The organism is Streptococcus oralis (assembly GCF_023109195.1).
GTDB lineage: Bacteria > Bacillota > Bacilli > Lactobacillales > Streptococcaceae > Streptococcus > Streptococcus oralis_BV.
Genome location: NZ_JALDUB010000001.1, coordinates 1,303,215 through 1,321,348, shown reverse-complemented (window position 1 = coordinate 1,321,348; position 18,134 = coordinate 1,303,215). Strand labels below are relative to the sequence as shown.

At 41.6% G+C, this 18,134-nt stretch carries 21 protein-coding genes; 20 read left to right on the top strand and 1 reads right to left on the bottom strand.

The genetic code is table 11. The features are described from left to right. Positions 1 to 81: 81 nt before the first annotated feature. The 12 genes from rplO to M1F65_RS06215 all read left to right on the top strand — a co-directional run bounded on the left by rplO (position 82) and on the right by M1F65_RS06215 (position 8,071). Positions 82 to 522 (top strand): 50S ribosomal protein L15, encoded by a 441-nt coding sequence (gene rplO / locus M1F65_RS06270; protein WP_000766089.1) that lies wholly within the window; start codon positions 82 to 84, stop codon positions 520 to 522. Between the two features lie 12 nt (positions 523 to 534). Beyond that, positions 535 to 1,845, top strand: coding sequence for a preprotein translocase subunit SecY (secY, locus tag M1F65_RS06265; RefSeq protein WP_000465387.1), 1,311 nt, complete (start codon positions 535 to 537; stop codon positions 1,843 to 1,845). Positions 1,846 to 1,990: 145 nt separating this feature from the next. Further along, positions 1,991 to 2,629, top strand: a complete 639-nt coding sequence (locus M1F65_RS06260) for an adenylate kinase (protein ID WP_001050433.1) — start codon at positions 1,991 to 1,993, stop codon at positions 2,627 to 2,629. Between the two features lie 116 nt (positions 2,630 to 2,745). Beyond that, a complete protein-coding gene (infA, locus tag M1F65_RS06255) occupies positions 2,746 to 2,964 on the top strand; it encodes a translation initiation factor IF-1 (RefSeq protein ID WP_001029883.1) in 219 nt (72 codons plus the stop codon). A 24-nt stretch (positions 2,965 to 2,988) separates the two neighbouring features. Beyond that, a complete protein-coding gene (gene rpmJ, locus M1F65_RS06250; RefSeq protein ID WP_001808836.1) occupies positions 2,989 to 3,105 on the top strand; it encodes a 50S ribosomal protein L36 in 117 nt (38 codons plus the stop codon). A gap of 17 nt (positions 3,106 to 3,122) precedes the next feature. Next, positions 3,123 to 3,488, top strand: coding sequence for a 30S ribosomal protein S13 (gene rpsM / locus M1F65_RS06245; RefSeq protein ID WP_000090781.1), 366 nt, complete (start codon positions 3,123 to 3,125; stop codon positions 3,486 to 3,488). A 17-nt stretch (positions 3,489 to 3,505) separates the two neighbouring features. Further along, the gene (gene rpsK, locus M1F65_RS06240; RefSeq protein ID WP_001118385.1) at positions 3,506 to 3,889 is read left to right on the top strand and encodes a 30S ribosomal protein S11; all 384 of its coding nucleotides are present in this window, start codon (positions 3,506 to 3,508) and stop codon (positions 3,887 to 3,889) included. 42 nt (positions 3,890 to 3,931) lie between these two features. Further along, a complete protein-coding gene (locus M1F65_RS06235; protein WP_000568993.1) occupies positions 3,932 to 4,867 on the top strand; it encodes a DNA-directed RNA polymerase subunit alpha in 936 nt (311 codons plus the stop codon). A gap of 11 nt (positions 4,868 to 4,878) precedes the next feature. Further along, entirely contained in the window at positions 4,879 to 5,265 is a 387-nt protein-coding gene (rplQ, locus tag M1F65_RS06230; protein WP_000331493.1) for a 50S ribosomal protein L17, read from the top strand. A 263-nt stretch (positions 5,266 to 5,528) separates the two neighbouring features. Next, complete coding sequence (locus tag M1F65_RS06225) at positions 5,529 to 5,795, top strand: ACT domain-containing protein (protein WP_000644114.1); 267 nt, start codon at positions 5,529 to 5,531, stop codon at positions 5,793 to 5,795. A 9-nt stretch (positions 5,796 to 5,804) separates the two neighbouring features. Continuing rightward, a complete protein-coding gene (locus tag M1F65_RS06220; protein ID WP_247925646.1) occupies positions 5,805 to 7,142 on the top strand; it encodes a PFL family protein in 1,338 nt (445 codons plus the stop codon). Between the two features lie 236 nt (positions 7,143 to 7,378). Further along, complete coding sequence (locus M1F65_RS06215; protein WP_247925645.1) at positions 7,379 to 8,071, top strand: histidine phosphatase family protein; 693 nt, start codon at positions 7,379 to 7,381, stop codon at positions 8,069 to 8,071. 291 nt (positions 8,072 to 8,362) lie between these two features. On the opposite strand, the gene M1F65_RS06210 is transcribed toward M1F65_RS06215, so the two are convergent. Next, the gene (locus M1F65_RS06210) at positions 8,363 to 8,926 is read right to left on the bottom strand and encodes a methyltransferase family protein (protein WP_000365730.1); all 564 of its coding nucleotides are present in this window, start codon (positions 8,924 to 8,926) and stop codon (positions 8,363 to 8,365) included. Between the two features lie 168 nt (positions 8,927 to 9,094). Between M1F65_RS06210 and leuS the strand changes: the two genes are divergently transcribed. From leuS to rseP, 8 genes are all read left to right on the top strand, one after another. Next, complete coding sequence (leuS, locus tag M1F65_RS06205; protein WP_049550204.1) at positions 9,095 to 11,596, top strand: leucine--tRNA ligase; 2,502 nt, start codon at positions 9,095 to 9,097, stop codon at positions 11,594 to 11,596. Between the two features lie 194 nt (positions 11,597 to 11,790). Beyond that, the gene (locus tag M1F65_RS06200) at positions 11,791 to 12,486 is read left to right on the top strand and encodes a GNAT family N-acetyltransferase (protein ID WP_049500450.1); all 696 of its coding nucleotides are present in this window, start codon (positions 11,791 to 11,793) and stop codon (positions 12,484 to 12,486) included. Between the two features lie 11 nt (positions 12,487 to 12,497). Next, positions 12,498 to 12,914: a GNAT family N-acetyltransferase gene (locus M1F65_RS06195; RefSeq protein WP_070534625.1), complete on the top strand. Its 417-nt coding sequence runs from the start codon at positions 12,498 to 12,500 to the stop codon at positions 12,912 to 12,914. Between the two features lie 594 nt (positions 12,915 to 13,508). Next, on the top strand, positions 13,509 to 14,507 hold the full coding sequence (ruvB, locus tag M1F65_RS06190; protein ID WP_080980700.1) for a Holliday junction branch migration DNA helicase RuvB: 999 nt from the start codon (positions 13,509 to 13,511) through the stop codon (positions 14,505 to 14,507). After that, on the top strand, positions 14,488 to 15,072 hold the full coding sequence (locus M1F65_RS06185) for a nucleotidyltransferase family protein (RefSeq protein ID WP_049520811.1): 585 nt from the start codon (positions 14,488 to 14,490) through the stop codon (positions 15,070 to 15,072). Before ruvB ends, M1F65_RS06185 begins: the two co-directional genes overlap by 20 nt. A 206-nt stretch (positions 15,073 to 15,278) precedes the next feature. Next, positions 15,279 to 16,037, top strand: coding sequence for an undecaprenyl pyrophosphate synthase (gene uppS / locus M1F65_RS06180; RefSeq protein ID WP_000466705.1), 759 nt, complete (start codon positions 15,279 to 15,281; stop codon positions 16,035 to 16,037). 8 nt (positions 16,038 to 16,045) lie between these two features. Continuing rightward, positions 16,046 to 16,849: a phosphatidate cytidylyltransferase gene (locus M1F65_RS06175; protein WP_000159119.1), complete on the top strand. Its 804-nt coding sequence runs from the start codon at positions 16,046 to 16,048 to the stop codon at positions 16,847 to 16,849. 15 nt (positions 16,850 to 16,864) lie between these two features. Continuing rightward, on the top strand, positions 16,865 to 18,121 hold the full coding sequence (rseP, locus tag M1F65_RS06170; protein ID WP_000579743.1) for an RIP metalloprotease RseP: 1,257 nt from the start codon (positions 16,865 to 16,867) through the stop codon (positions 18,119 to 18,121). The last annotated feature ends 13 nt before the right edge of the window (positions 18,122 to 18,134 follow it).

Genomic DNA, 18,134 nt, shown 5'->3' with positions numbered 1-18,134 from the left:
GAATGTATAGGCGAGTTGATAAGGGAGACAACCTTTTCTCTCTTATCGGCGCTAGCATTTTACAAAAGAGGAGAAAAAATAATGAAACTTCATGAATTGAAACCTGCAGAAGGTTCTCGTAAAGTACGTAACCGTGTTGGTCGTGGTACTTCATCAGGTAACGGTAAAACATCTGGTCGCGGTCAAAAAGGTCAAAAAGCTCGTAGCGGTGGCGGAGTTCGCCTTGGTTTTGAAGGTGGACAAACTCCATTGTTCCGTCGTCTTCCAAAACGTGGATTCACTAACATCAACGCTAAAGAATACGCAATTGTAAACCTTGACCAATTGAACGTCTTTGAAGACGGTGCAGAAGTAACTCCAGTTGTACTTATCGAAGCAGGAATTGTGAAAGCTGAAAAATCAGGAGTTAAAATTCTTGGTAACGGTGAGTTGACTAAGAAATTGACTGTGAAAGCAGCTAAATTCTCTAAATCAGCTGAGGAAGCTATCACTGCTAAAGGTGGTTCTGTAGAAGTCATCTAAGAGAGGTGACCCATGTTTTTTAAATTATTAAAAGAAGCGCTCAAGGTTAAACAAGTTCGATCAAAAATTCTCTTTACGATTTTTATCATTCTTGTTTTCCGTATTGGGACAAGTATCACTGTTCCAGGTGTGAATGCAAAAAGTTTAGAAGCTCTCAGTGGTTTATCTTTCTTGAACATGCTTAGTCTTGTTTCAGGGAATGCCATGAAGAACTTCTCCGTTTTCGCACTCGGAGTAAGTCCGTATATCACTGCTTCCATCGTTGTTCAATTGCTACAAATGGATATTTTACCGAAGTTTGTAGAATGGGGCAAACAAGGAGAAGTAGGACGGAGAAAACTAAACCAAGCTACTCGATATATTGCACTTGTGCTTGCATTCGTTCAATCTATCGGGATTACAGCAGGATTTAATACTCTATCTGGAGCAAAATTATTAACGACAGCTTTAACTCCACAAGTCTTTGTTACTATCGGTATTATCCTCACAGCAGGGAGTATGATTGTAACTTGGCTCGGGGAACAAATTACAGATAAGGGATACGGAAACGGTGTTTCTATGATCATCTTTGCAGGTATTGTTGCTTCAATCCCTGAAATGATTAAAGGAATCTATGTTGACTACTTCGTCAATATCCCAAGTAGCCGTTTGACTTCATCTATTATCTTTGTCGTTATTTTGATTATCGCTGTCTTGTTGATTGTATACTTTACAACCTATGTTCAACAGGCAGAATATAAAATTCCAATCCAATATACAAAAGTTGCTCAAGGAGCCCCATCTAGTTCATACCTTCCATTGAAGGTGAACCCGGCGGGGGTTATCCCAGTTATCTTTGCAAGTTCCATTACAGCAGCACCTGCAGCCATTCTTCAGTTTTTGAGTGCTACAGGTCACGATTGGGCATGGGTACGGACAGCACAGGAAATGTTATCTACAACATCTCCGACAGGTGTTGCAATGTATGCCTTACTCATCATTCTCTTTACATTCTTCTATACATTTGTACAGATCAATCCAGAGAAAGCAGCAGAAAACTTGCAAAAGAGTGGAGCCTACATTCATGGTGTCCGTCCTGGTAAGGGAACTGAAGAATTCATGTCGAAACTTCTTCGCCGCCTTGCGACAGTCGGATCAATCTTCCTTGGTGTGATTTCAATCTTGCCGATTGTGGCAAAAGATGTCTTTGGTCTTTCAGAAGCTGTTGCTTTTGGGGGAACTAGTCTTTTGATCATTATCTCGACAGGTATCGAAGGAATCAAACAACTTGAAGGTTACCTATTGAAACGTAAGTATGTTGGTTTCATGGACAAAACAGAATAAAAGCAAGATTACTTTTGCTTAGAGAGTGGAGTATGAAGGTCTACCTTTCAGAGAGACTTTCGTCTCCCCTCTTCTATTTTGTTTTTAAATAGGGGTTGAAACGAATTTCTGCTTCTATTTAAATACAAAATAAGGAGATCCTATCATGAATCTTTTGATTATGGGCTTACCTGGAGCAGGTAAGGGAACGCAAGCAGCTAAAATTGTGGAACAATTCCACGTGGCACACATTTCAACTGGAGATATGTTCCGTGCTGCTATGGCTAATCAAACTGAAATGGGTGTACTTGCCAAGTCATATATTGACAAAGGTGAGTTGGTTCCAGATGAAGTTACAAATGGAATTGTTAAAGAACGCCTTTCTCAGGACGACATCAAAGAAACAGGTTTCTTGTTGGATGGTTACCCACGTACGATTGAACAAGCGCATGCCTTGGACAAAACATTGGCTGAACTTGGTATCGAACTGGAAGGTGTGATCAACATCGAAGTGAACCCAGACTGTCTCTTAGAACGTTTGAGCGGCCGTATCATCCATCGCGAAACAGGTGAAACCTTCCACAAAGTTTTCAACCCACCAGTTGACTACAAAGAAGAAGATTACTACCAACGCGAAGATGACAAACCTGAGACAGTTAAGCGTCGGTTGGATGTTAATATCGCACAAGGTGAACCAATCATTGCTCACTACCGTGCCAAAGGCTTGGTCCACGATATCGAAGGAAATCAAGATATCAATGATGTGTTCAAAGACATCGAAAAAGTATTGACAAATTTGAAATAAAGCGTTTTTCACACTTGCAAAAAATCGTTACAAATGTTATACTGAGATAGTCTGACTTATAATTGTTGTCTCTATGTTTAGAGGCATCAAATCGAAATTTATGGAGGTGCTTTTGCGTGGCAAAAGACGATGTGATTGAAGTTGAAGGCAAAGTAGTCGATACAATGCCTAACGCAATGTTTACGGTTGAACTTGAAAATGGACATCAGATTTTAGCAACAGTTTCTGGTAAAATTCGTAAAAACTATATTCGTATTTTAGCGGGAGATCGTGTTACTGTCGAGATGAGTCCATATGACTTGACACGTGGACGTATCACTTACCGCTTTAAATAATCGAAAAACTTGGAGGGATAAGAAATGAAAGTAAGACCATCGGTCAAACCAATTTGCGAATACTGTAAAGTAATTCGTCGTAATGGTCGTGTTATGGTAATTTGCCCAGCAAATCCAAAACACAAACAACGTCAAGGATAAGATAGAAAGGAGAAAACATGGCTCGTATTGCTGGAGTTGACATTCCAAATGACAAACGCGTAGTAATCTCATTGACTTACGTTTATGGTATCGGACTTGCAACATCTAAGAAAATTTTGGCTGCTGCTGGAATCTCAGAAGATGTTCGTGTACGTGACCTTACATCAGATCAAGAAGATGCTATTCGTCGTGAAGTGGATGCAATCAAAGTTGAAGGTGACCTTCGTCGTGAAGTAAACTTGAACATCAAACGTTTGATGGAAATCGGTTCTTACCGTGGTATTCGTCACCGTCGTGGACTTCCTGTCCGTGGACAAAACACTAAAAACAACGCTCGCACTCGTAAAGGTAAAGCTGTTGCGATTGCTGGTAAGAAAAAATAATATAGGAGGTAAAAGTCTTGGCTAAACCAACACGTAAACGTCGTGTGAAAAAGAATATCGAATCTGGTATTGCTCATATTCACGCTACATTTAATAACACTATTGTTATGATTACTGATGTGCATGGTAATGCAATTGCTTGGTCATCAGCTGGTGCTCTTGGTTTCAAAGGTTCTCGTAAATCTACACCATTCGCTGCTCAAATGGCTTCTGAAGCTGCTGCTAAATCTGCACAAGAACACGGTCTTAAATCAGTTGAAGTTACTGTAAAAGGTCCAGGTTCTGGTCGTGAGTCAGCTATTCGTGCGCTTGCTGCCGCTGGTCTTGAAGTAACAGCAATTCGTGATGTGACTCCAGTGCCACACAATGGTGCTCGTCCTCCAAAACGTCGCCGTGTATAATCATCGCATTACACTGCTTTTCGTTTAAGAGGGAGTAACTAAATGATTGAGTTTGAAAAACCAAATATAACAAAAATTGATGAAAATAAAGATTATGGCAAGTTTGTAATCGAACCACTTGAACGTGGCTACGGTACAACTCTTGGTAACTCTCTTCGTCGTGTACTACTAGCTTCTCTACCGGGAGCAGCAGTGACATCTATCAACATTGAAGGTGTCTTGCATGAGTTCGACACAGTTCCAGGTGTTCGTGAAGACGTGATGCAAATCATTCTGAACATTAAAGGGATTGCAGTGAAATCATACGTTGAAGACGAAAAAATCATTGAACTTGACGTTGAAGGTCCTGCTGAAATTACAGCTGGAGACATTTTGACTGACAGTGATATTGAAATTGTAAATCCAGATCATTATCTCTTTACAATCGGTGAAGGTTCTTCTCTAAAAGCGACAATGACTGTTAACAGTGGTCGTGGATATGTACCTGCTGATGAAAACAAAAAAGATAATGCACCAGTTGGAACACTTGCTGTAGATTCTATTTATACACCAGTTACAAAAGTCAACTATCAAGTAGAGCCTGCTCGTGTAGGTAGCAATGATGGATTTGACAAATTAACCCTTGAAATCTTGACTAATGGAACAATTATTCCTGAAGATGCTTTAGGGCTTTCAGCACGTATCTTGACAGAACATCTTGATTTGTTTACAAATCTTACTGAGATTGCGAAGTCAACTGAAGTGATGAAAGAAGCTGATACTGAATCTGACGATCGTATTTTGGATCGTACGATTGAGGAACTGGACTTGTCTGTGCGTTCATACAACTGTTTGAAACGTGCCGGTATCAACACTGTGCATGATTTGACAGAAAAATCTGAAGCAGAGATGATGAAAGTACGAAATCTTGGACGCAAGAGTTTGGAAGAAGTGAAACTCAAACTCATTGATTTGGGTCTTGGATTAAAAGATAAATAAAGGAGGAATACATGGCTTACCGTAAACTAGGACGCACTAGCTCACAACGTAAAGCAATGCTTCGCGATTTGACAACTGACCTTTTGATCAACGAATCAATCGTGACAACTGAAGCTCGTGCTAAAGAAATCCGTAAAACTGTTGAAAAAATGATTACTCTAGGTAAACGTGGTGATTTGCATGCACGTCGTCAAGCAGCTGCTTTCGTACGTAATGAAATCGCATCTGAAAACTATGATGAAGCAACTGATAAGTACACTTCTACTACAGCACTTCAAAAATTGTTCTCAGAAATCGCACCTCGTTATGCTGAACGTAACGGTGGATACACTCGTATCCTTAAAACTGAACCACGTCGTGGTGATGCTGCGCCAATGGCGATCATCGAATTAGTATAAAATCATCAATTTTGTTGAGTGTTATGATGATGGAGTCTTGTGCTCTTAGTCTAGCTCTGGTCTACCGCTGGGACTTCGGTCCTAGCGGGAACACTCATCATCATTTGATAGGGTAGACGCTTGTTTACGAAATTGTTTTTTTCTTAAGAACAACTTCGTAAGCAGGCGTTTTTTAGTATTTTCTGTGGAAATATGCTATACTAGGAAAAAAGAAAATCAAAAACGTTCAGTTTTTCTAAAAATCGTAGAATGGGAGTCTAAAGATGAAGGCTATTATTACAGTGGTTGGCAAGGACAAGGCTGGTATTGTTGCAGGCGTGTCTACTAAGATTGCAGAGTTGGGGTTGAATATTGACGATATTTCTCAGACGGTGTTGGATGAATACTTTACCATGATGGCGGTCGTTTCTAGTAACGAAAAACAGGATTTCACTTATCTACGAAATGAGTTTGAAACTTTCGGTCAGACCTTGAATGTGAAAATCAATATTCAAAGTGCAGCGATTTTTGACGCCATGTATAATATCTAGGAGGTCATCATGGATATTAGACAAGTTACGGAAACTATTGCCATGATCGAAGAGCAGAACTTCGATATCAGAACTATCACCATGGGCATTTCCCTTTTGGACTGTATCGATCCAGACATCGAACGTGCTGCTGAAAAAATTTACCAAAAAATCACAACTAAAGCTGCAAATCTAGTGGCTGTAGGAGATGAAATTGCTGCAGAACTTGGGATTCCTATTGTTAATAAACGAGTATCGGTGACTCCGATTTCCTTGATTGGAGCAGCGACAGATGCGACGGACTATGTCGTATTGGCAAAGGCCCTTGACAAGGCTGCCAAGGAGATTGGTGTTGACTTTATCGGAGGTTTTTCGGCCTTGGTACAAAAAGGCTACCAAAAAGGAGATGAGATTCTTATCAATTCTATCCCCCGTGCTCTAGCTGAGACAGACAAGGTCTGTTCGTCTGTCAATATTGGTTCAACCAAGTCAGGTATCAACATGACTGCAGTTGCAGATATGGGACGTATCATCAAGGCAACAGCAAACTTATCAGATATGGGAGCTGCCAAATTAGTCGTATTTGCTAACGCTGTTGAGGACAATCCTTTTATGGCAGGGGCTTTCCATGGTGTCGGTGAAGCAGATGTTATCATCAATGTCGGGGTTTCGGGTCCTGGTGTGGTCAAGCGTGCCTTGGAAAAGGTTCGTGGACAGAGCTTTGATGTAGTAGCCGAGACGGTCAAGAAAACGGCCTTTAAGATTACTCGTATCGGTCAATTGGTCGGGCAAATGGCGAGTGAACGCCTTAGTGTTGACTTTGGAATTGTCGACCTAAGCTTGGCACCTACTCCTGCGGTAGGTGATTCTGTGGCACGTGTCCTTGAGGAAATGGGCCTAGAAACAGTTGGTACGCATGGGACGACGGCTGCCCTCGCTCTTTTGAATGACCAAGTTAAAAAAGGTGGTGTCATGGCTTGTAATCAGGTTGGCGGCTTGTCTGGTGCTTTTATCCCTGTTTCTGAAGATGAGGGAATGATTGCTGCGGTGCAAAATGGTTCTCTGAATTTAGAGAAACTAGAGGCTATGACAGCTATCTGTTCAGTTGGTTTGGACATGATCGCCATTCCAGAGGATACGCCTGCTGAGACTATTGCAGCGATGATTGCGGATGAGGCGGCAATCGGAGTCATCAATATGAAGACAACAGCTGTCCGTATTATTCCAAAGGGCAAAGAAGGCGATATGATTGAGTTTGGTGGCTTGCTAGGGACAGCACCAGTGATGAAGGTCAATGGGGCTTCGTCTGTCGATTTCATCTCTCGAGGTGGCCAAATTCCAGCTCCAATCCATAGTTTTAAAAATTAATAAAAAAGCGAGAAGATTTAAGTTGAGTTTAAGGATGACTGTGTATACTATAATCATTAAATAAAGACCTCCTAACTTTATTTAATAGAAATCCTAAACTTTTTCATAATAATCTCCTAGGGAAGCTACCATGAGGGTAGCTTTTCTTTTGGTAAAATTAGGAGAAGGAGCTTTGCTTTTGAAAGCTAAATATTTCTTTAAACCATGATATAATAGAAGAAAATGGAGGATAGAAAATGTCTAAAGTAAGATTATACTTGGTACGTCATGGAAAAACCATGTTTAACACGATTGGACGTGCTCAGGGATGGAGTGATACGCCTTTGACTGCAGAAGGTGAGTTGGGAATTCATGAGTTGGGAATTGGCTTGAGAGAGTCTGGTTTGCAATTTGACCGAGCTTATTCCAGTGATTCAGGGCGTACCATTCAGACCATGGGAATCGTCCTAGAAGAACTGGGCTTACAAGGGAAAATCCCTTACCGTATGGATAAGCGAATCCGTGAGTGGTGCTTTGGTAGTTTTGATGGGGCCTATGATGGGGACCTCTTTATGGGATTGATTCCGAGAATTTTCAATGTAGACCATGTTCATCAGTTGTCTTATGCAGAACTAGCAGAAGGTTTGGTAGAGGTTGATACTGCAGGCTGGGCTGAAGGTTGGGAAAAACTCAGTGGCCGAATCAAGGAAGGCTTTGAGTCGATTGCCAAAGAAATGGAAGAACAAGGTGGCGGAAATGCCTTGGTTGTCAGCCACGGGATGACCATTGGTACGATGGTTTATCTCATCAATGGCATGCATCCGCATGGTCTCGATAATGGTAGTGTGACCATTCTAGAATACGAGAACGGTCAATTTACAGTCGAAGTTGTTGGCGACCGTAGCTATCGAGAACTCGGACGTGAGAAGATGTTAGAGACAAATAGTTAATAGAAGTTAGCTCCGATTAGGAGCTAATTTTGAGTTAAAGGATATGATTTAAATCAATAGTTCCGAAAAAGTAAAAATTTTTGGGAGATGTTATGAAAGGAAAGCTAGAATTATTTTAGAGAAATAATACCCTAAAGTCCAACATAGTGGTATCCGATATAAACAGAGTGAAATCAAACTAAAAAGATTGAATCTTGCATAACGCAAAACTCAATCCTTCATTAAAAAAATATTTATCATGTTTAGTAATCATTCAAATCTAGTTGAAAGGTATGTTATATTTGAATGAAATTACCAAATATAAGGGAAAATTCGATAGCGAACCTTTTGACAGTATGTTTCATATGCTTCTCCAAAATGATTGTATAAGGCTTTTTCTTCTACTTTTAATCGAATACTGTAACCAACTACCAATAGAATGAGACAAATAATAATTGTGAGAGGATTTAATGAAACAATTGACAAGCCAAGTATGGATACGATGCTACCAGTATAGGCAGGATTTCTTACTATAGAGTAGGGACCTGCTTCTACCAACTGCTGACTATCTGTTGTTTGAACCGCAAGTGTAAAATTCTTCCCAAGATAATTAACTGCATAGATACGTAATACAAAGCCGGCTAGAGAAAGGAGAATTCCAATATAGATCAAAAAATGTGGCAATTGAGCTATAGAAGGTAGAAGTTGTTCATTCATTAATAGAAGACAACAAACAACACTACCAATAATGATGTAACGACTTCCTTTGTCTTCAGAGTTATTTTCATTGTTTGATTTTGTTTTCCTTTTAATCCACGTTTCTGTGATGATGAAAATGAGAATGAACCCATATGCAAAAATAGTTTGTAAATCCATGATTATTTCCTCCAGTTAGCATTATACAACTTTCAATTTTAGTGGTCAATTAAAAGGAAATAGTTAGAGTATGTTTTGTAATAGGTATCAATGGAAACTTCATGATTTCATCTGTAAAAATCTCTTGAAAATGGTATAATAGTAACATCATAAAATTGGAGAGAGACCATGAGTTTTTACAATCATAAAGAAATTGAACCTAAGTGGCAGGGCTACTGGGCAGAACATCATACATTTAAGACAGGAACAGATGCATCAAAACCGAAGTTTTATGCTCTCGATATGTTCCCATATCCTTCAGGAGCTGGATTGCACGTAGGACACCCAGAAGGTTATACAGCGACTGATATCCTTAGCCGTTACAAACGTGCCCAAGGTTACAATGTCCTTCACCCAATGGGTTGGGATGCCTTTGGTTTGCCAGCTGAGCAATACGCTATGGATACGGGGAATGACCCGGCAGAATTTACAGCAGAAAACATTGCCAACTTCAAACGTCAAATCAATGCGCTTGGATTCTCTTACGACTGGGACCGTGAAGTCAACACAACAGATCCAAACTACTACAAATGGACTCAGTGGATCTTCACCAAGCTTTACGAAAAAGGCTTGGCCTATGAAGCCGAAGTACCAGTAAACTGGGTAGAAGAATTGGGAACAGCTATCGCCAACGAAGAAGTCCTGCCTGACGGAACTTCTGAACGTGGTGGCTATCCTGTTGTTCGCAAACCAATGCGCCAATGGATGCTTAAAATCACGGCCTATGCAGAGCGCTTGCTTAACGACTTGGATGAGTTGGATTGGCCAGAGTCTATCAAGGATATGCAACGCAACTGGATTGGTAAATCAACTGGTGCCAATGTAACCTTTAAAGTTAAGGGAACAGACAAGGAATTCACAGTCTTTACGACTCGTCCTGACACTCTTTTCGGTGCGACCTTCACAGTCTTGGCTCCTGAGCATGAACTAGTAGATGCCATCACAAGCTCAGAGCAAGCTGATGCAGTTGCAGACTACAAACACCAAGCTAGTCTCAAGTCTGACTTGGCTCGTACCGACCTTGCCAAAGAAAAAACTGGTGTATGGACTGGTGCTTATGCCATCAATCCTGTCAATGGCAAGGAAATCCCAATCTGGATTGCAGACTATGTTCTTGCTAGTTATGGAACAGGTGCCGTTATGGCTGTGCCAGCCCATGACCAACGTGACTGGGAATTTGCCAAACAATTTGACCTTCCAATCGTAGAAGTGCTAGAAGGTGGAAACGTTGAAGAAGCTGCCTATACTGAAGATGGTCTTCATGTCAATTCAGACTTCCTAGATGGCCTTAACAAAGAAGACGCTATTGCTAAGATTGTGGCTTGGTTGGAAGAGAAAGGTTGCGGTCAAGAGAAGGTTACCTACCGTCTCCGCGATTGGCTCTTTAGCCGTCAACGTTATTGGGGTGAACCAATCCCAATCATTCATTGGGAAGATGGGACTTCAACAGCTGTTCCTGAAAATGAATTGCCACTTGTCTTGCCAGTAACCAAGGACATCCGTCCTTCAGGTACTGGTGAAAGCCCGTTGGCTAACTTGACAGATTGGCTGGAAGTGACTCGTGAAGATGGCGTCAAAGGTCGTCGTGAAACCAACACCATGCCACAATGGGCTGGTTCAAGCTGGTACTACCTCCGCTATATTGACCCGCACAATACTGAGAAATTGGCTGATGAGGACCTCCTCAAACAATGGTTGCCAGTAGATATCTACGTGGGTGGTGCAGAGCATGCTGTACTTCACTTGCTCTATGCTCGTTTCTGGCACAAATTCCTCTATGACCTCGGTGTTGTTCCGACTAAGGAACCATTCCAAAAACTCTTTAACCAAGGGATGATTTTGGGAACAAGCTACCGTGACCACCGTGGAGCTCTTGTAGCGACTGATAAGGTTGAAAAACGTGACGGTTCTTTCTTCCATCTGGAAACAGGAGAAGAGTTGGAGCAAGCACCAGCCAAGATGTCTAAATCGCTCAAGAACGTTGTTAACCCAGACGATGTGGTGGAACAATATGGTGCCGATACCCTTCGTGTTTATGAAATGTTCATGGGGCCACTTGATGCTTCAATTGCTTGGTCAGAAGAAGGTCTGGAAGGAAGCCGTAAGTTCCTTGACCGTGTTTACCGTTTGATTACAAGTAAAGAAATTGTTGCGGAAAATAATGGTGCTCTTGACAAGGTTTACAATGAAACCGTTAAATCTGTTACTGAGCAAATCGAATCCATGAAATTCAACACAGCCATTGCCCAACTTATGGTCTTTGTCAACGCTGCTAATAAGGAAGACAAACTCTATGTGGACTACGCCAAAGGCTTTATTCAATTGATTGCCCCATTTGCACCTCATTTGGCAGAAGAACTCTGGCAAACTGTTGCTGCAACAGGTGAGTCCATCTCTTATGTAGCTTGGCCAACTTGGGACGAAAGCAAATTGGTTGAAGACGAAATCGAAATCGTCATCCAAATCAAAGGAAAAGTCCGTGCCAAACTCATGGTCGCTAAAGACCTATCACGTGAAGAATTGCAAGAAATTGCTCTAGCGGATGAAAAAGTCAAAGCAGAGATTGACGGTAAGGAAATCGTGAAAGTGATTAGTGTCCCTAATAAACTCGTTAATATCGTCGTTAAATAACGAGTTTATTAGCCCTATCTGCCACCTTCAATAGTCCACTGGACTATTGAAGCCAACCAAACTCGTTAATATCGTTGTGAAATAAGATAGGAATCCTTCAGAGTAGAATCTGGAGGATTTTTTGAATTTTTTCATGAAAGTATGATATACTATGTGCAATTATAAAGTTTGAAAAGTGAATCAAGGAGAAAACAATGTCAGTAAACGAATATGGTCAGATAATTGGTGAGTCAATGGAAGGTTATACTCCAGGAGAATTGCCTTCCATTGATTTCTTAGAAGGGCGCTACGCTCGGATAGAGGCTCTTTCGGTGGAAAAGCATGCGGAGGATCTGCTAGCTGTTTATGGTCCTGATACGCCTCGTGAGATGTGGACCTACCTTTTTCAGGAACCAGTGGCAGATATGGAGGAACTGGTTACTGTCTTAAATCAGATGTTGGCTCGTAAGGACCGTTTTTACTATGCGATTATAGACAAGGCAACTGGTAAGGCTTTGGGGACTTTTTCTCTCATGCGTATTGACCAGAATAACCGAGTAATAGAAGTGGGTGCCGTCACTTTTTCTCCAGAATTAAGGGGAACACGTATAGGGACAGAGGCTCAATATCTCCTAGCTCGCTATGTTTTTGAGGAGCTTAACTATCGTCGCTATGAGTGGAAATGCGATGCTCTAAATCTGCCATCCAGACGAGCTGCGGAGCGTTTGGGATTTGTCTATGAAGGAACCTTCCGCCAGGCAGTCGTTTATAAGGGGCGTACGAGAGATACGGATTGGTTGTCTATGATTGATAAGGACTGGCCTCAAGTTAAAGCTCGTTTGGAAGCATGGTTGGCTCCTGAAAATTTTGATAAAAATGGACGGCAGTACAAGAGCTTGAGAGAATTCTAAGAGGTGTTGGGATGATAACTATTAGAAAGCAAGAAATCGTCAAGCTAGAGGATGTTTTGCATCTCTATCAGGCAGTTGGATGGACAAATTATACACATCAACCTCAGATGTTGGAGAAGGCCTTGTCTCACTCATTAGCGATTTATCTAGCACTTGATGGTGATGCTGTGGTGGACTTGGTTCGTTTGGTCGGAGATGGTTTTTCATCGATTTTTGTCCAGGATTTGATTGTTTTGCCTAGCTATCAGCACCAAGGGATTGGTAGCAACTTGATGAAAGAGGCTTTGGGTGATTACAAAGATGCCTATCAAGTCCAACTAGTGACCGAACAAACAGAAAAAACCTTGGGATTCTATCGTTCTCTGGGATTTGAAACCTTATCTACTTATGATTGTACAGGAATGATTTGGGTAGATCGAAAAAGATAAAAAAATCATTTTTTCTTAAGTAAAGTTTAAGTCTCCTTGTGTATCATATAATCATTAAATAAAGACCTCCTAATACTCTTCGAAAATCTCATCAACATTCGTTAGAGTCGACTTAACTAACTATAGTTATGCTTGCGTCTATCTGCCTAGTCTGATTTCGATTTTCATTGAGTACCCTTTATTTAATAATGAAATCCCAAACTTTTCTTTTTCATAATAATCTCCCTAATGAAGCCACCCAATCAGGTGGCTTTTTTATGATTTGGAGAGGAAAAATCCATTTGAAAAAAATTTTTTAAAAAATGATAAATCAGAGAAAAAGTTAAGTTAGCTTTAAGATTCATCTTGTATTATATAATCATTAAATAAAGACCTCCTAATACTCTTCGAAAATCTCACCATACTTCGTTAGAGTCGACTTAGCTAACTATAGTTATGCTTGCGTCTATCTGCCTAGTCTGATTTCGATTTTCATTGAGTACCCTTTATTTAATGAAATCCTAAACTTTTCTTTTTCATAATAATCTCCCTAAAGAAGCCACCCAATCAGGTGGCTTTTTTGTTTGTGGCTTGGATTTTTGATATAATAGAGCCATGAGTAGAATTTTAGACAATGAGATCATGGGGGATGAGGAGTTAGTAGAACGTACCCTCCGTCCCCAATATTTACGTGAATATATTGGACAGGATAAGGTCAAGGACCAGCTGCAAATCTTTATTGAGGCAGCAAAAATGCGGGATGAGGCGCTGGACCATGTTCTTTTATTTGGTCCTCCAGGTCTCGGGAAAACAACCATGGCCTTTGTTATTGCCAATGAACTGGGGGTCAATCTCAAGCAAACGTCTGGTCCTGTCATTGAAAAAGCAGGTGACTTGGTAGCGATTTTGAATGATTTGGAGCCGGGAGACGTCCTCTTTATCGACGAGATTCATCGCTTGCCCATGTCGGTAGAAGAGGTACTTTATAGTGCCATGGAGGACTTCTACATTGATATCATGATTGGTGCTGGTGAAGGCAGTCGCAGTGTCCATTTGGACTTGCCACCTTTCACCTTGATTGGTGCAACGACACGTGCGGGGATGCTCTCAAATCCTTTGAGAGCACGTTTCGGGATTACAGGCCATATGGAATACTATGCCCATGCTGATTTGACGGAGATTGTTGAGCGGACGGCAGATATCTTTGAGATGGCAATCACCCACGAGGCAGCTGCTGAGCTGGCCTTGCGTAGTCGGGGAACTCCTCGTATCGCCAATCGCCTCCTTAAGCGCGTGCGCGATTTTGCCCAGATTATGGGAAATGGGGTTATCGATGATGTCATTACCGATAAGGCTTTGACCATGCTGGATGTTGACCGTGAAGGTCTAGACTATGTGGACCAAAAAATCCTCCGTACCATGATTGAGATGTACGGTGGTGGTCCTGTCGGGCTGGGAACCCTTTCGGTTAATATCGCCGAGGAGCGTGAGACGGTAGAAGATATGTACGAACCCTACCTCATCCAAAAAGGCTTTATCATGCGAACTCGTTCTGGACGGGTGGCGACAGCTAAGGCATATGAGCATTTAGGGTATGAATACAATGAAAAATAAGCAAGAAATTCTAGACGTTTTTAGAGAAAATCCAGATATAATGGCTATTTTGCCCATCATTCGTAACCTTGGTCTGAAAGACTCCTGGTTGGCGGCAGGTTCAGTCAGGAATTTCATCTGGAATCTCTTGTCAGATAAATCCCCTTTTGATCATGAAACGGATGTGGATGTGATTTTCTTTGATCCAGATATTTCTTATGAGGAAACAGTAACCCTGGAGAACAAGATGAGAGAAGATTTTCCTCAGTATCGGTGGGAGTTGAAAAATCAGGTCTATATGCACCAGCACAGTCCACACACTGCTCCCTATACCAGTTCTCGTGATGCTATGAGTAAATATCCTGAGCGCTGTACGGCGGTAGGTCTTCGTTTGCATGCTGACACAACTTTAGAGCTCTTTGCGCCTTATGGTTTAGAGGATATTTTTAACTTTCACGTATCCCCAACTCCTCATTTCCTAGATAATGAGGACCGAATGAAGCTCTATCAAGAACGATTGTCCAAGAAAAATTGGCAAGAAAAATGGAAAAATCTGACTTTCTCAAAAAACTTAAGAAAAATTTAAGTTAGGGACGGTATACTAGGTTCATAAGTTAAGAGGAACTTAACTTAAACTCCTAAAACTTTTTCATAATAATCTCCCTATAAAATTAAGTCGCCCAATCAGGCGGCTTATTTTTTGTCTGTAAGGAGAGCTAATAACTTAGCAATAGAAGAAAATAGGGAAATATGGTATAATGAAACGATAGATTTTTGAATAGGAATAAGAACATGTTTGGATTTTTTAAGAAAGATAAAGCTGTAGAAGTTGAGGTTCCAACACAGGTTCCTGCTCATATTGGCATCATCATGGATGGGAATGGTCGTTGGGCTAAAAAACGGATGCAACCGCGGGTCTTCGGACACAAGGCGGGGATGGAAGCCCTTCAAAAGGTGACCAAGGCAGCTAACAAGATGGGAGTCAAGGTCATCACGGTTTATGCCTTTTCAACGGAAAACTGGACACGCCCAGATCAAGAGGTCAAGTTTATCATGAACTTGCCAGTCGAATTTTATGATAACTATGTCCCTGAATTGCACGCAAATAACGTTAAGATTCAGATGATTGGGGAGACAGACCGTTTGCCTAAGCCGACTTTTGAAGCTTTGAAAAAAGCAGAGGAATTGACCAAGAACAATACGGGCTTGATTCTCAATTTTGCGCTTAACTATGGTGGCCGTGCTGAAATTACGCAGGCTCTTAAGGGCTTGGCTCAAGATGTTCTAGATGCTAAAATCAACCCTGGTGACATCACAGAAGATATGATTGGGGACTATCTTTTCACGCAGCACCTGCCAAAGGATTTGCGGGATCCTGATTTGATTATCCGTACGAGTGGTGAGTTGCGTTTAAGTAATTTCTTGCCATGGCAAGCAGCCTATAGTGAGCTTTACTTTACGGATACCTTGTGGCCTGATTTTGATGAAGCCGCCTTGCAGGAAGCTATTGCTGCTTTTAACCATCGCAATCGCCGTTTTGGAGGAGTTTAGGAGAAGATATGACCAAGGATTTACAAAAGAGAACATTGTTTGCGGTATTGGCCCTGGCGATTTTCCTTCCAGTCTTGTTTGCGGGAGGGCTCTTGTTGCAGATAGGGATTGGCTTGTTAGCGATGCTAGGTGTCCATGAACTCTTGCACATGAAGGGGCTAAAGACTATGACCATTGAGGGCGCTTTGACTCTTTTTGCGACCTTCGCTCTCACAGTTCCTTTAGAAAATTACCTAACATTTTTGCCTGTTGATGGGAATGTAGTTGCCTATAGTGTTCTGATTACCATAATGCTAGGGACAACCGTTTTCAGTAAAAACTATACGATTGAAGATGCCGCTTTCCCAATTGCTGTGAGCTTTTATGTTGGTTTTGGCTTCAATGCCTTACTAGATGCTCGGGTGGCAGGTTTTGACAAGGTACTTTTGGCCCTTTTTATCGTTTGGGCGACAGATAGCGCAGCCTACCTGACAGGGATGAATTTTGGTAAACATAAGTTGGCTCCGAGAGTTTCTCCTAATAAGAGTATTGAGGGCTTTGTCGGGGGTATTCTAGGTGCGGTACTGATAACGGTAATCTTCATGCTAGTGGACAGTACAGTTGCTCTTCCTTATGGGATTTATAGAATGAGTCTCTTTGCAGCCTTCTTCAGTGTGGCAGGTCAGTTTGGTGACTTGATTGAGAGTGCCATGAAACGCCATTTCGGTGTCAAGGACTCTGGAAAATTTATCCCTGGACATGGTGGTGTATTGGATCGCTTTGACAGCATGCTGATTGTGTTTCCAATGATGCACTTATTCGGCCTGTTTTAAAGAAAGGAATATTGAATGATTGGATTGCTAACCTTTATCCTCGTTTTTGGGATTATTGTGGTGGTGCATGAGTTTGGACATTTTTATTTTGCCAAGAAATCAGGCATTCTAGTTCGTGAATTTGCCATTGGTATGGGGCCCAAGATTTTTTCCCATATCGGTAAGGATGGCACTGCTTATACAATTCGTATCCTTCCTCTAGGAGGCTATGTTCGTATGGCAGGCTGGGGTGATGATGCGACAGAAATTAAGACAGGAACTCCGGTCAGTTTAACACTTGCTGACGATGGTAAGGTCAAACGGATCAACCTCTCAGGGAAGAAGTTGGATCAAACGGCTCTTCCTATGCAGGTAACCCAGTTTGACTTTGAAGACAAGCTCTTTATCAAGGGTTTGGTCCTGGAAGAAGAAAAGACTTTTACAGTCGATCATGATGCAACGGTTGTTGAAGAAGATGGAACCGAAGTACGCATTGCCCCTTTGGATGTACAGTATCAAAATGCTTCTATCTGGGGCAAGCTCATCACCAACTTTGCAGGTCCTATGAATAACTTTATCTTAGGTGTTGTTGTTTTTTGGATCTTGATCTTTTTGCAAGGCGGTGTTAGAGATACTCAGACCAATCTCTTTCATGTCATGCCAGAGGGAGCTTTGGCTAAGGTGGGCGTAGCTGAGACAGCTCAAATCACCAAGGTCGGCTCGCATGAGGTTAAGAATTGGCAAGACTTGACCCAGGCTGTGGAAGCAGATACCAAGGACAAGACCGCCCCGACCTTGGATGTGACCATTTCTGAAAATGGTAGCGAAAAACAAGTCACTGTGACTCCAGAAGAAAATCAAGGACGTTATATTCTTGGGGTTCAACCGGGGGTCAAGTCAGACTTTCTATCCATGTTTGTTGGTGGATTTACGACAGCTGCTGACTCGGGGCTCCGTATCCTTTCGGCTCTGAAAAACTTGATTTTCCATCCAGATTTGAACAAACTCGGTGGTCCCGTTGCTATTTTTAAGGCAAGTAGCGATGCTGCTAAAAATGGTCTTGAGAATGTCCTCTACTTCCTAGCTATGATTTCCATCAATATTGGAATTTTTAACTTGATTCCTATCCCGGCTTTGGATGGTGGAAAGATTGTGCTCAACATCCTAGAGGCTATCCGCCGGAAACCCCTTAAACAAGAAATTGAAACCTATGTCACCATGGCTGGTGTAGTTATCATGGTTGTCTTGATGCTAGCTGTGACCTGGAATGACATTATGCGACTCTTCTTTTAGATAATCGAGGAAT

What these genes read in the sequence shown, in the direction of transcription:
- rplO (WP_000766089.1), top strand. Translation starts at nt 82, where the DNA reads ATGAAACTTCATGAATTGAAACCTGCAGAAGGTTCTCGTAAAGTACGT.
- secY (WP_000465387.1), top strand. Translation starts at nt 535, where the DNA reads ATGTTTTTTAAATTATTAAAAGAAGCGCTCAAGGTTAAACAAGTTCGA.
- M1F65_RS06260 (WP_001050433.1), top strand. Translation starts at nt 1,991, where the DNA reads ATGAATCTTTTGATTATGGGCTTACCTGGAGCAGGTAAGGGAACGCAA.
- rpmJ (WP_001808836.1), top strand. Translation starts at nt 2,989, where the DNA reads ATGAAAGTAAGACCATCGGTCAAACCAATTTGCGAATACTGTAAAGTA.
- rpsM (WP_000090781.1), top strand. Translation starts at nt 3,123, where the DNA reads ATGGCTCGTATTGCTGGAGTTGACATTCCAAATGACAAACGCGTAGTA.
- M1F65_RS06235 (WP_000568993.1), top strand. Translation starts at nt 3,932, where the DNA reads ATGATTGAGTTTGAAAAACCAAATATAACAAAAATTGATGAAAATAAA.
- rplQ (WP_000331493.1), top strand. Translation starts at nt 4,879, where the DNA reads ATGGCTTACCGTAAACTAGGACGCACTAGCTCACAACGTAAAGCAATG.
- M1F65_RS06225 (WP_000644114.1), top strand. Translation starts at nt 5,529, where the DNA reads ATGAAGGCTATTATTACAGTGGTTGGCAAGGACAAGGCTGGTATTGTT.
- M1F65_RS06220 (WP_247925646.1), top strand. Translation starts at nt 5,805, where the DNA reads ATGGATATTAGACAAGTTACGGAAACTATTGCCATGATCGAAGAGCAG.
- M1F65_RS06215 (WP_247925645.1), top strand. Translation starts at nt 7,379, where the DNA reads ATGTCTAAAGTAAGATTATACTTGGTACGTCATGGAAAAACCATGTTT.
- M1F65_RS06210 (WP_000365730.1), bottom strand. Translation starts at nt 8,926, where the DNA reads ATGGATTTACAAACTATTTTTGCATATGGGTTCATTCTCATTTTCATC.
- leuS (WP_049550204.1), top strand. Translation starts at nt 9,095, where the DNA reads ATGAGTTTTTACAATCATAAAGAAATTGAACCTAAGTGGCAGGGCTAC.
- M1F65_RS06200 (WP_049500450.1), top strand. Translation starts at nt 11,791, where the DNA reads ATGTCAGTAAACGAATATGGTCAGATAATTGGTGAGTCAATGGAAGGT.
- M1F65_RS06195 (WP_070534625.1), top strand. Translation starts at nt 12,498, where the DNA reads ATGATAACTATTAGAAAGCAAGAAATCGTCAAGCTAGAGGATGTTTTG.
- ruvB (WP_080980700.1), top strand. Translation starts at nt 13,509, where the DNA reads ATGAGTAGAATTTTAGACAATGAGATCATGGGGGATGAGGAGTTAGTA.
- M1F65_RS06185 (WP_049520811.1), top strand. Translation starts at nt 14,488, where the DNA reads ATGAATACAATGAAAAATAAGCAAGAAATTCTAGACGTTTTTAGAGAA.
- uppS (WP_000466705.1), top strand. Translation starts at nt 15,279, where the DNA reads ATGTTTGGATTTTTTAAGAAAGATAAAGCTGTAGAAGTTGAGGTTCCA.
- M1F65_RS06175 (WP_000159119.1), top strand. Translation starts at nt 16,046, where the DNA reads ATGACCAAGGATTTACAAAAGAGAACATTGTTTGCGGTATTGGCCCTG.
- rseP (WP_000579743.1), top strand. Translation starts at nt 16,865, where the DNA reads ATGATTGGATTGCTAACCTTTATCCTCGTTTTTGGGATTATTGTGGTG.